The organism is Actinomyces sp. 594, from assembly GCF_019325145.1.
In the GTDB taxonomy this organism is placed as follows: Bacteria; Actinomycetota; Actinomycetes; order Actinomycetales; family Actinomycetaceae; genus Actinomyces.
Genome location: NZ_PIZC01000057.1, coordinates 1 through 12007, shown reverse-complemented (window position 1 = coordinate 12007; position 12007 = coordinate 1). Strand labels below are relative to the sequence as shown.

At 69.4% G+C, this 12007-nt stretch carries 9 protein-coding genes; 6 read left to right on the top strand and 3 right to left on the bottom strand.

Annotated elements, in window-relative coordinates:
- Positions 1 to 47: 47 nt before the first annotated feature.
- A complete protein-coding gene (locus tag GZ998_RS09670) occupies positions 48 to 1355 on the bottom strand; it encodes an MFS transporter (protein ID WP_161925168.1) in 1308 nt (435 codons plus the stop codon).
- 249 nt (positions 1356 to 1604) lie between these two features.
- Here GZ998_RS09670 and GZ998_RS09665 point away from each other — a divergent pair, with 249 nt between their 5' ends.
- Positions 1605 to 2918 carry an MFS transporter gene (locus tag GZ998_RS09665; protein ID WP_219109714.1) on the top strand — a complete coding sequence of 438 codons (1314 nt, stop codon included), beginning with the start codon at positions 1605 to 1607 and terminating at the stop codon, positions 2916 to 2918.
- A 70-nt stretch (positions 2919 to 2988) separates the two neighbouring features.
- The gene (locus GZ998_RS09660; RefSeq protein ID WP_219109713.1) at positions 2989 to 3957 is read left to right on the top strand and encodes an NAD-dependent epimerase/dehydratase family protein; all 969 of its coding nucleotides are present in this window, start codon (positions 2989 to 2991) and stop codon (positions 3955 to 3957) included.
- Positions 3958 to 4000: 43 nt separating this feature from the next.
- On the opposite strand, the gene GZ998_RS09655 is transcribed toward GZ998_RS09660, so the two are convergent.
- Complete coding sequence (locus GZ998_RS09655; protein WP_161925165.1) at positions 4001 to 4417, bottom strand: VOC family protein; 417 nt, start codon at positions 4415 to 4417, stop codon at positions 4001 to 4003.
- Between the two features lie 124 nt (positions 4418 to 4541).
- On the opposite strand from GZ998_RS09655, the gene GZ998_RS09650 reads away from it, so the two are divergent.
- Positions 4542 to 5669, top strand: coding sequence for a YafY family protein (locus tag GZ998_RS09650; RefSeq protein ID WP_161925164.1), 1128 nt, complete (start codon positions 4542 to 4544; stop codon positions 5667 to 5669).
- A 100-nt stretch (positions 5670 to 5769) separates the two neighbouring features.
- Here the strand turns inward: GZ998_RS09650 and GZ998_RS09645 are convergent, their stop codons facing one another.
- Positions 5770 to 8646: a cation-translocating P-type ATPase gene (locus GZ998_RS09645; protein WP_219109712.1), complete on the bottom strand. Its 2877-nt coding sequence runs from the start codon at positions 8644 to 8646 to the stop codon at positions 5770 to 5772.
- A 225-nt stretch (positions 8647 to 8871) separates the two neighbouring features.
- Between GZ998_RS09645 and GZ998_RS09640 the strand changes: the two genes are divergently transcribed.
- The 3 genes from GZ998_RS09640 to GZ998_RS09630 all read left to right on the top strand — a co-directional run.
- Complete coding sequence (locus GZ998_RS09640) at positions 8872 to 11280, top strand: transglycosylase domain-containing protein (protein WP_219109711.1); 2409 nt, start codon at positions 8872 to 8874, stop codon at positions 11278 to 11280.
- Positions 11281 to 11528: 248 nt separating this feature from the next.
- Positions 11529 to 11816, top strand: a complete 288-nt coding sequence (rpsF, locus tag GZ998_RS09635; RefSeq protein ID WP_161925161.1) for a 30S ribosomal protein S6 — start codon at positions 11529 to 11531, stop codon at positions 11814 to 11816.
- A 26-nt stretch (positions 11817 to 11842) separates the two neighbouring features.
- Positions 11843 to 12007: single-stranded DNA-binding protein (locus tag GZ998_RS09630; protein ID WP_219109327.1), on the top strand; the 165-nt coding region annotated here is incomplete at its 3' end.

Below are 12007 nucleotides of genomic sequence, written 5' to 3'. Positions count from 1 at the left end.
CGGCCGACCGGGGTGTTCGTGCCCCGGTCGGCCGCGCTGGGTTGTGCTCAGCGCACCGAGCGGATCGCCAGGATGGAGAAGCAGCCGACGACGGCGCAGGCGATAGACACGGGGAACACCAGCGTGTACGCGCCGGTGGCGGTGACGATCGCGGAGGTGATCACCGGTCCGGACATCTGGCCCAGAGTGGTGGAGACGTTGAGGATGCCCAGGTCCTTGCCCGCAGTCTCGGGATTGGGCAGCACGTCCACGTTCAGGGCCTGATCCACGGAGCTGTACACCGAGTAGCCGAAGCCGGCGATGAAGGCGAACAGGTAGATGCCCGTAGTGGTCGGCATAATCCAGGGCATGGCAACTCCCAGGGCGAAGCACAGGGAGGCCATGACTACCGGCACCTTGCGGCGGTGCAGGAGGTCGGAGAGCGGGCCGCCGATGAAGCCGCCGATCAGGCCGACCACGAGCGTGATGGTGGACATCAGTGTCACGGTGGCCGCGGACTGCGTGGTGGACAGGCCCAGGTAGTCCTGGATGATGTACAGCTGGTAGGCGTTGATCATCTGGTAGGACACCAGCATCGTGAAGCGGCCTATGAAGGCCTTCCAGAAGTCGGCCGCCCCGTGGATCGGCGGGATGAAGGAGACCAGCAGGTCCTTCAGGGTGCCGGCGTCTGAGGCCTCATTCACGGAGGACCGCTCCCGCGGCCACACCAGAACGGCGAAGATGCCGGCGATGCCCATCAGGATGCCGCCGAGGGTGAAGCCGGAGACGGCGGCGCCGGACTCGGAGATGAAGCGGGCACCGACGATTGCGCCGATCGGGTACCCGATGGAGGCGCCGACTCCCCAGAAGGTGGACATGGTGCCGCGGATCGTCTCGGGCACGCGGTCGGACAGCACGGCCACTGCCGGGGCGAGCATCATGTTCAGGCCCACCATGCACACGCAGTACACCAGGGTGATTAGGCCGGCGTTGGTGAGGATGCCGATGGCGAACAGGCACAGGCCGCCGAGTACGCCGCCGCTGATGACCCAGGGGCTGCGCTTTCCGAAGCGGGAGCGGGTGCGGTCGGACAGGTTGCCGAAGATGAGGTTGGAGAACAGTGACACTATGGCGGTCACCGCGGAGATGGTGCCGAGCAGGGCGGTGGGGTTGTCGACGCCGATGTCCTTCAGGCGTTGCGGCAGCAGGACTGCGGCGATGGTGTTGAGGCCGGTCGCCCAAAGCAGGGAGATGCAGAGGAAGCCGATGCCGAAGCGCACCATCGCGCTTCGTGGCAGCGGCAAGCCGGTGTCGGGTGCGAGGTTGGATGGGGTCGAGGTGTCATTCTCGGTGGCGTGCGCGGGCTGCTGTGCCATGTGCGTGGGCCCTTTCGTCGAACGGCTGTGTTCGCCAAGGCGAGTTACTTACTATTTAGTAAGTGCGACAGTGAGACTAACCGCCGGGGGATGGCCTGTCAACCCGCAAGCGCGGGCGTACGGTTCGCCCTACGCGCTGGCACACGGGTGTGCCGGTGAGCTCCCGTGCGCTGGGGAGGCCGCGCGAGTCGCCGGATTTCACAGCGGACGCTAACCGTCGTCGGCGCTCGCATGGGGAAGTCTTGACCCATGCGCCTGACCGACGACCTCAAGGACCTCGCCTCCGTCCCGGCCTTCCGGACCCTGCTGGGGGTGCGCCTGGTCTCGCAGACCGGCGACGGCATGGTGCAGGCGGGCCTGGCCACCCTGTTCTTCTTTCAGCCGCAGAACATGACCAGTGCCGCGGGCGTGGCCGCGGCACTGGTGGTCATGTTGCTGCCCTTCAGCGTCGTCGGCCCCTTCACCGGGCCATTCATCGACCGCTGGCGGCGTCGGCAGACCCTCCTGTACGGCAATCTGGCGCGCGCCGGCGTGATCGCACTGACCACGCTGGCGCTGCGGGCCTGGGGCATAGGACCAGCCGTGTATGTGCTGGTGCTGGTGGCGCTGGGCATCAACCGCTTCCTGCTGTCGGTGCTGTCGGCCGGGCTCCCGCAGATTATCGACCACCGGCGGCTGCTGACCGCCAACTCGATCGTGCCCACCCTGGGCGGCGCGGCCACCGCGCTCGGCGCGGTCATCGGCTTCGTGCTGCGGCTGGCGCTGCCGGCTGGGACCGCGCAGGACACCGCCAGCCTCTTGAGCGCCATGGTGCTGTACGTGCTGGCCGCCGGGGTGGTGACCCGGCTCGGCGCGGGACAGCTCGGCCCGGATAGGCCCGCCGACGACGGCCTAGGCGTCGCGCTCGCGGCCACCGCGGGCGATCTCGTCAACGCGGTGCGCTACCTGGTGCGCCGCGGCACCCCCGGCCTGGCACTGACCACCATGGCGCTGCACCGCTTCGTGTACGGCATGCAAGTGATCACCATGATCCTGACCGCCCGCAACCTGCTCGCCGCCCCCGAGGACGCCGACACGGGGCTCGCCATCTTCGCCACCCTGATGGGGGCCATGGTCGCCGGCCATGGCCTGGCGGTGGTGCTCACCCCCCTGGCGCATGAGCGTGTGGCGCCGTCGACCTGGATCGTCATGTGCCTGCTCGGCGGCAGCATCGGGCAGCTGCTGGTTGTGGCCACCTACCGGCAGGCCGTCATGACCGCGGGGATATTCATCTTCGGCGTGGGCGTGCAGGGCGCCAAGATCGCCGTCGACACCATCGTCCAGGGCGACACCGCCGACGCCTACCGCGGGCGCGCCTTCTCCATCTACGACGTGCTGTTCAACACCGCAGAGTGCGTGGCGGCCGGCGCGGCCGTGCTGGTGCTGCCCGACGTCGGCTGGTCACGGGCGGTTCAGGTGACCCTGGTGGGCTTCGTGTGGTGCGTGGCGCTGGCCTACCGGACTGGTGTGCGGGCGCTGGGCGACCGGCCCCGCGAGGTGGCCGACCTGCCGGGTCTGGGGTGAGGCCCGCATAGGACAGGTCAATAGGTGCGCAGGGGTGGCCTCAACGTGACCTTTGCGAGACACTTGAGGGGTGAAGCGTGTTCTTGTGACCGGCGGCGGCGGGCACCTCGGGTTGAACCTGCTGCCGCGGCTCGCGGCAGCGGGCTGGCAGGTACGGGCCATGGAGCCGCACCCTCCGGGTTCCGACGCCGCCCCGCCAGTCGGCGTCGAGTGGGTCACCGGCTCCGTGCTGGACCCCCGGCAGTTGCATGAGGCCATGGAGGACTGCGACGCCGTGGTCCACCTCGCCGCGCGAGTCACCCTGTGGCGCCGCGACCCCGCGGCCTGGCAGCTGAACACCCGCGGCCCGGCGCTGGTGGCGGCCGAGGCCCGGCGCCGTGGCATACGCATGGTGCACTGCTCCTCAATCCACGCCCTGGACTGCTCCACGGGGGGAGTCATCACCGAGACGACGCCACTGGCGGGCGCGGGCCGCCCGCTTTACGACCGCTCCAAGGCCGTCGGTCAGCGGGCGGTGCTGGCCGAGGCGGCGCGGGGCCTGGATGCGGTGATCTGCCTGCCCACGGGGATCATCGGCCCCGTCGATCACGGATCGCGCGTCAACTCTCTCATCCTTGCCGCGGCGCGGGGACGCCGGACGGCGACGCTTGCGGGCGGCTTCGACTGGGTGGACGTGCGGGACGTCGCCGCCGGTATCGCCGTGGCGCTCGACTGGGGCAGGTCGGGACGCTCCTACCTGCTGAGCGGCATACGCGCGCAGCTCGTGACCGTGATGTCCCTCGGAGCGGTGCTGGCCGGTCGACCTCCGCTGCGCCTGGCGCTCCCCCTGGAGTGGGCGCGGCCGCTCGCGCCCCTCGGGGAGGCGGTGGGTAGTCGGCTCGGCACCGACGTGTTCACCCCGGCCACGCTCGGCGCCCTTGCCGACAACCCAGCGGTCTCCAGTAGGCGTGCCCGCGAGGAGCTTGGTCTTCTGCCCCGGCCCCTGGCGATGACCGTGCGGGACCTGCTCAACTCGGCGGGTATTGAGACAGTCGCCTGAGCGCTGTGCGTCCGGCAGGGTCGCGCTGGCGCGCCCACTCGCATTACTCCGAGGCGCCGATGTTGAAGATCCAGCGCAGACCGAAGGGGTCGACGAGCACCCCGTTGAGGTCTCCCCAGGGCGTCTCCTCCAAGGGCTCGGCTACCTGTGCGTTCCGGGACAGGCCCTTCCAGCAGGCGATTAGGCGCTCGCGCTCCTGCCCGTTCAAGCACAGGGCGACGGCGGAGCCCACCTGCACCGGCGCCTCTGACAACGGTCGGTCCGTCGCGCGCAGCACAAAGCCGTCCGATGTGCGCAGCACGCCGTAAAGCACGTCCTGCTCGTGGCCCGGTTCGGCGGGAACCTCCCAGGCGGCGAAGGTTTCAATGTCCAGCTCTCCGCCCAGGGCTTCGCGGTAGTAGGTGAGTGCCTGGCGCGCCTGTCCGGCGAAGCTGATATAGGCACTGAGGTCGGCTTTCATCGCGATCTCCTTCTGCGACTGTATTCGGTGGCGGCCGGGACTGCGGGCAGGGCCCGCCGTCACCGGCTAGGCTCAAGTCTGAAACGAAAAACCAGACATCTTCTGTCATGGATGGGGAGGGCAGATGCGCGCGGATCGGCTGCTGCGCATGATCTGGATGCTGAGCGGGCGCACCGCGCCGACGCCGGCCGCCGAGCTCGCCGACTACCTCGAAGTCAGCGTCCGCACGGTCATGCGTGATGTCGAGGCCCTGTCAGCGGCCGGCGTCCCGGTCTACACGCAGCAGGGGCGCGGCGGCGGAGTGAGCCTGCTGCCGCACTGGCGCCCGGACCTGCTGGGGCTGGATGAGGATGAGGCCCGGGCGCTGGCCACGGTCGTCTCGCTAGCGGGCGCCGGTGCCCTGGGTCTCGACGACGCCGTCGGCCGGGCGCTCGACAAGGTTGCCGTCTCCGCGGCCGGACGGGGATCATCCGAGAGCTCGGGAGACGTGCTGTGGTTCGGATCCCGGGTGGTCATCGACCCCGAGGGGTGGTTGCCCGGCGTCGGCGGGAGACCGTGGCTTAAGAAGGCACTGGCGGCGGTCGAGCACGGACGTAGCGTTCGCTTCCGGTACACGGCGGGCGAGTCGGGCAGGATCCGCGAGGTGGTCATCCCGGCCCTGGGTCTGCTGTGTGCCGGCTCCGACTGGTACCTGGTGGGACGCTCGGAGCACGGGACCCGTTTCTTCCGCCTGGACCGCATTGACGATTTGGAGACATGCGAGGCCGACGGTGCGGAATCGTGGTCGGCCTCGGCGGGGTCGGAGGACGGGTCCGGCAAGTCGACCGGCTTCGGGAGGGTCGCAGTTGCAGGCGCCGCAGAACCTGTAGACGTCCAGTTCGATCTACTCGCCGAGTGGCATGCCGCCCGCGAGCGCTTCCGCTCCCGGTTTCATCCTCTGCCCGCGCTCCTGGAGGTGCGGCCTGCCGCCCTAGGCCGGTTGCGCAGCCTGGTGAAGGCGGAGGTGATCGAGGGTGGCGGGGAGCAGACGGATATCGCCGTCGTCGATGGCGAGACTCCTGCGTCCACGGGAGGAGACCGCCCACCCTTGCGGGCGCGCGTGGTCTTCGCCGATGTCTCCCACGCCCTGGAGGCGCTGCCCCGCCTGGCAGGGGACGTGCGCGTGCTTGAGCCGCGTGACCTGCGGGCGCGCATGCGTGGGCTGGCCGCGCGGTTGCTGGCCGATTATGCGGATCAGGATGAGGCGGAGTGAACGGTGGCACCAACCACCCCTGACACCACCATTTCGGCACGTCGCTTCTACCGGTCTCGGTGTGTTACAAGTGCCGGTCTCGGTGGTGGAGGGCGGGCGGTCAGTACTCTGGGTTGCGTAGGCGCGCCCGGCGCACCAGCTTGCGCAGCTCATCGACCCACAGCACCAGCGAGGCCATGGCCACGGCCACCGCCCAGTGCACCAGGTCCAGGCTCGCAGTGGAGAACGCTGCCTGCAGCAGCGGCACCTCCACCACCGCCACCTGTAGCACCACGCCCAGGGCGATCGCGCCCCACAGCCACTTGTTGACCAGCAGGTGCCGGAAGGCGGAGACCGTCTCCGAGCGGGAGTTGACGGTGTTGAACAGCTGCGCCAGCACCAGGGTGGTGAAGGCGGCGGTGCGTGCGGTGGTCAGGTCGTCCACGCTCAGGGAGGTCTCGATCAGCCCGCCGGGCAGGAAGATGTCGAGTGTGCCGAGCGTCGCGGCCGCCATGACGGCGCCCACCAGCAGCACTCCGCGCCACATGGCCCCGTCAATGACCCGTTCGTCAGGCCGGCGTGGCGGTCGCCCCATGACGTCCTCCACGCTCGGGTCCACACCCATCGCCAGGGCCGGCCCGGAGTCGGTGACCAGGTTGATCCACAGGATCTGCGTGGCCACCAGTGGCAGCACCACCCCGGACTCGCTGTGTCCGGTCAGCCCGATCACGCCGGCCAGCACTACCCCGCCGAAGACGGTGAGCACCTCACCCATATTGGATGAGAGCAGGTAGCGCAGGAACTTGCGGATGTTGTCGAAGATCCGGCGGCCCTCCCGGATGGCCGCCACGATGGTGGCGAAGTTGTCGTCCGCCAGCACCATGGTGGCGGCCTCCTTGGTGACCTGCGTGCCGGTCACCCCCATGGCCACGCCGATATCGGCGGAGCGCAGGGCGGGAGCGTCGTTGACGCCGTCGCCGGTCATGGCCACCGTCTGCCCCTGCGCCTTTAGGGCCCCGACGATCCGCAGCTTGTGCTCCGGCGCCACCCGCGCGTACACGTTCACCCTCCCGACGGCGTCCGCCAGCGCGGCGTCATCCATGCCGGACAGCTCCCGGCCGGTGAGCACGCGGGCCCCGCGCGCGGCGATGCCCAAGTCGGCGGCGATACGTCCGGCGGTGGCGGGGTGGTCGCCGGTGATCATGAGTACGCGCACCCCGGCCCGGTGTGCCTCGGCGACGGCGGCGGCAGCCTCCGGGCGGGGAGGGTCGATGATTCCGACGACGCCGGCCAGTGTCAGCCCGTGCTCCAGGTGGTCGAAGACGCCGTCGGTCCCCGCCGTGGCGACGGCGGCCGCCTCGTCGGCGTCCAGGTCCCGGTAGGCCACCGCCAGGGTGCGCAGGGCCCGCCCGGACATGTCTGCGATATGCGCGTTGAACTCCGCGCGCGCAGCCGCGTCCAGGGGCTGGTCGACCTCGCCCACGCGCACCCGGGTGCAGCGCTCCATGAGCACGTCGGGGGCGCCCTTGGCCATCAGGATGGTGGTGCCGTGCTTGGCGTCGGTGTACAGCACGGACATGAGCTTGCGCTCGGAGGTGAAGGGCACCATGCCCACCCGGGTGAAACGGCCCTCGCGACTGCCCTGCGTGCCGAGCTTGCGCTCCGCCACCAGGAAGGATCCCTCGGTGGGGTCGCCGACGACGCTCCAGACCCCGGCATCCTCGGCCAGCTCGGTGTCGGAGGCCATGGCCCCGCCGGACAGGACCACGGTGACCTCCTCGCGCAGCGCGCCCGCCAAGGGCTCGTCGTCGGGGTGCCCGTCACGGTCGGCGTCGGGGGCTACGTCTCCGTTGGGCTCGTAGCCGATGCCGGTGACCACGGTGGTGCCGGAGGCGGTGACCACCTCCTGGATGGTCATCTCGGAGCGGGTCAGGGTGCCGGTCTTGTCCGAGCAGATCACCGAGGCCGAGCCCAGGGTCTCCACGCTGCTGAGCTTCTTGACCACCGCCTGGTGCAGCGCCATCCGCTGCACGCCCAGCGCCAGCACCACCGACAGGATCGCCGGCAGCCCCTCCGGCACGGCCGCCACCGCCAGCGATACCCCCAGCAGGAGGGCGTCGATGAAGGACTGCGCGTCCCGCTCGGGCGCGAGTGCCAGCAGGGTGGCCACCACAATCACGGCGATGACCACCACGATGCCGCCGAGCAGCTTGGACACCCGGGTGATCTCCTGCTCCAGGGGCGTGTCCTCGTCCTCGACGGCGTCGAGCATGCGCGCGATGGCGCCCATCTCGGTGGCGCCGCCCGTGGCGGTGACCACGGCCTGGCCGGAGCCCTGGGCCACGGAGGTGCCGCGGAAGACCATGGCGGTGCGGTCGGCCAGGTCGGCGTCCGCGGCCACGGCGTCGGCACTCTTGGAGACGGCGTCGGCCTCACCCGTCAGGGAGGACTCGATCACGCGCAGGGAGGCGGCACTCAGCAGGCGCGCGTCGGCGCCCACCTGGTCGCCCTCGCCCAGGATCAGCACGTCCCCGACCACCAGCTGCGCCGAGGGGACGACTACGCGCGCCCCGTCCCGCAGCACCGTGGAGGAGGCCTGGGTCATGGCGGACAGGGCGGCGACGGCGTCGGCGGCCTTGTTCTCCTGCACAAAGCCGAGCACCGCGTTGAGGGTGATCACCGCGAGGATCACCAGGGCGTCCACGGGCACGCCATGCGCGCCCTCCAGCACCCAGGCCACCGCCGAGATGACGATGGCGATGATCAGCAGGTAGACCAGCGGGTCGGCGAACTGGGCGAGGAAGCGCCGCCAGGCCGGCACCGGCGGCTTGCTGGGCAGCTCGTTGGGGCCGTCGGAGGCCAGCCGGGCCGCGGCGTCGGCGGCGCTCAGGCCAGTGGCGGGATCGGTACCCAGGCCGGCGGCGACGTCGACTCCCGGCAGGGCCCACGGGGCCGCTGGCGATTGCGCGGCGGGAGCAGTGGCGGTGCGTGCGCTCATACCCGTATCTCACCAGCGGTGCAGGCGCGGTACCAGCACCGTTCGCCGCGGGCACTGATTCAGCGCGGTCCCATCCCTGTCCCAGCGGCTGCGAAGGCGCCTATGGGCGGTGCCTGGGTGCGCAATGCGCGGAATAGACGCATCTGACAGCCCGAACAGTGGCCCCGGGCGGCCCTGACGTGATGTGATGAAGCCGGATGAAGCTGCGTAGAGGAAGAGGAGCGCATGGCAGACTCCGCGAATCAGGGCGGTGCCCGCCCTACTGGCCGGAAGCTCGCCCAGGCGGCCAACGCCGGGCGGGTCAACAAGCCCCGTAAGAACGCTGTCCTAAAGCCGCGCAACGCCAGGCACCCCGCCACCGCCGCGGTCCGGGCCGACCAGGCGTCCTCGGGGCGGCGTCGGTTTAACTACCCGCGCGCCGGCAAGGGGCCGATTCACCGCTGGCTGCCGAGCTGGCGCTTCCTCCTGGGCAGCTTCCTGCTCCTGATCGTCATGGCGGTGGCGGGCTTCGCCGTCGCCTACGCCATGATCAAGGTGCCCGAGCCCAGCGAGTTCGCCCAGGCGCAGACCACCACCGTTTACTACGCCGACGGCACCACCGTGATGGGCGAGTTCGCGGAGGTGGACCGGGAGATCATCGACGCCTCCCAGCTGCCCGACTACGTGGGCAACGCCGTGGTCGCCTCCGAGGACCGCTCCTTCTACTCCAACAACGGCATTGACCCCAAGGGCATCGTCCGCGCCTTCGTCAACAACATGCGCGGCGGCTCCCTCCAGGGTGCCTCTACGCTGACGCAGCAGTACATCAAGAACTACTACGTCGATACCACCAGCTCATACTCCGGCAAGTTCAAGCAGGCGATCATGGCCATCAAGATCGACCGGGAGATGAGCAAGCAGGACATCCTCGGCTCTTACCTCAACACGGTGTACTTCGGCCGCGGTGCCTACGGGATCGAGGCGGCCTCCGAGGCGTTCTTCGGGCATCCGGCCTCCGAGATGACAGTGTCGGAGTCGGCGCTGCTGGCCGGCATCCTGCCCTCGCCCAGCGCCTGGGACCCCGCCCTGGACCCGGATCAGGCCGCCGCCCGCTGGCAGCGCGTCCTGGACTACATGCTTGAGGACGGCTACATCACCCAGGAGGAGTACGACTCCGCTGAGCTGCCGGAGACCGTGGCCACCCAGACGAAGGAGACCTACGGCGGGCCCACCGGGTACCTGCTGCAGCTGGTGCGGGCCGAGCTCCAGGCCGACGCCGGCATGGAGGCCGAGGACATCGACACCGGCGGCTACAAGATCGTCACCACGATCGACAAGGAGGACCAGGACGCCGCCGTTGCCGCCGTCGAGAACCTGCCCGAGGGCGCCTCGCCGAACCTGCGTGCGGCCCTGGTGTCCATTGACGCCACTACCGGCGGGATTCTGGCCCTGTATGGCGGTGAGGACTACCTGACCAACCAGGTCAACTCCTCCACCGACGCCGTCGCCCAGGCGGGCTCCACCTTCAAGCCCTTCGCGCTGGTGGCCGCCCTGGAGAACGGGGACACGCTCGCGAACGGATACGTAGGCGACTCGCCCATGGTCATCGACGGCGCCACCTTCCAGAACTACCAGAACGTCTCCTACGGCTGGTCGGACTTGGTCAAGGCAACCACCTACTCGATCAACACCACCTACCTCCAGCTCAACCGGGACGTGGACCCGGAGGTCACCAACGAGGTCGCGGTGCGCGCGGGCTATCCGGAGGACACCCTGGGCCTGGACGCCTACGTGCAGAACGTCCTCGGCTCGGCCTCACCCCACACGATCGACATCGCCACCGCCTATGCGACCTTCGCCGCGCAGGGCACCAAGCACCACACCCACATCGTCAACTCGGTCACCAACCCGGCCGGCGCGGTGGCCTACACCGGATCCACCGACGGGGAGAAGGTCTTCTCCGACGACGTCATGGCGGACTCGACCTACGCCATGCAGCAGGTGGTCAATGCCGGCTCCGGGACCACGGCGCTTGCGCTGGGGCGGCCGGTGGCCGCGAAGACCGGATCGTCCTCGGACAACAAGTCGGCGCAGTTCGTCGGCTACACCCCGCAGATCGCCACTGCGGTGACGCTCTACCAGACCGGGGAGGACGGCTCGGAGGAGTCCATCACCCCCTGGGGCTACTACGGCGAGATCACCGGCTCGACGTACCCGGCTGACATCTTCACCGAGTACATGGCCACGGCGCTCGCGGAGCTGCCGATCGAGTACTTCCCCGAGCGCACGGCCGGCTCCTACACCCCCGGTGGCCTGTACGGGACCCCTGCGCCAGTGGCGCCGGTGGAGGAGAGTACGGGGACCGTGGAGCAGCCCACCATGGAGCCCACTGCGGAGCCCACCGAGGAGGCTACGGACGCCGAGGAGGACGATGACGAGGACTCCGGGACCGACCAGCAGAATGAGGGCGATGAGGAGGACACCGACAACGGCGGCACTCTGAACCCGAACGACCAGAATCAAGAGCAGCAGAACCAGCAGGGCGACCAGAACCAGCAGACTGATCAGGGTCAGGGCTGGGGCCAGCAGGGTCAGGGCTATGGTTACGGTCAGGGCCAGGGGCAGGGTCAGGGCTGGGGCCAGCAGGGCGGATGACCTCAACCTCTGCGCGTGTGCCGCGGCTTCTTGGCGCTTGCCGTAGAGCCGGGTGAAGGAGCGTGGCACACCACACGCCGAGTGGCGCCGTCGTCGCCTTTAAGGCGGGCGGCGCCCTCGGGTATGGTGACGGGCGGACTGCCTCGTCGGCGTACGCACCCGCGTAAGCGGCGGCGCGGTCGAACGCATCACCCTCCTGTCACGGAGAGACCGTGACCGCTTCAGACCAGAGGAGGTGGGTACTAAGCATGCGTCATTACGAGATCATGATCATCCTCGCACCCGAGACGGATGAGCGCACCATCGCTCCCACGCTCGAGAAGATGCTGCAGGTCGTCCCCAGCAACGGGGGTACCGTGGACAAGACCGACGTCTGGGGTAAGCGGCGCCTGGCGTACGACATCAAGAAGAAGTCCGAGGGTATCTACGTGGTGGTTGACATGACCGCCACGCCGGAGATCGCCCAGGAGCTCGACCGTCAGCTCGGGCTGAACGAGTCGGTGCTGCGCACCAAGTTGCTGCGCCCCGAGGCCTGAGCGCCTAACCGGAACGGAGACAAGCAATGGCCGGCGATACCGTCATCACGATTATCGGGAATCTGACTGCGGACCCCGAGATGCGCTTCACGCCCTCGGGGGCGGCGGTCGCCTCCTTCACCATCGCCTCCACCCCGCGCAGCTTCGACCGGCAGGCCCAGGAGTGGCGCGACGGGGAGACCCTGTTCATG

Excerpts from the sequence above, each read along its gene's own strand:
- GZ998_RS09640 (WP_219109711.1), top strand. The coding sequence starts at position 8,872 with ATGGCAGACTCCGCGAATCAGGGCGGTGCCCGCCCTACTGGCCGGAAG.
- GZ998_RS09650 (WP_161925164.1), top strand. The coding sequence starts at position 4,542 with ATGCGCGCGGATCGGCTGCTGCGCATGATCTGGATGCTGAGCGGGCGC.
- GZ998_RS09670 (WP_161925168.1), bottom strand. The coding sequence starts at position 1,355 with ATGGCACAGCAGCCCGCGCACGCCACCGAGAATGACACCTCGACCCCA.
- GZ998_RS09655 (WP_161925165.1), bottom strand. The coding sequence starts at position 4,417 with ATGAAAGCCGACCTCAGTGCCTATATCAGCTTCGCCGGACAGGCGCGC.
- rpsF (WP_161925161.1), top strand. The coding sequence starts at position 11,529 with ATGCGTCATTACGAGATCATGATCATCCTCGCACCCGAGACGGATGAG.
- GZ998_RS09645 (WP_219109712.1), bottom strand. The coding sequence starts at position 8,646 with ATGAGCGCACGCACCGCCACTGCTCCCGCCGCGCAATCGCCAGCGGCC.
- GZ998_RS09665 (WP_219109714.1), top strand. The coding sequence starts at position 1,605 with ATGCGCCTGACCGACGACCTCAAGGACCTCGCCTCCGTCCCGGCCTTC.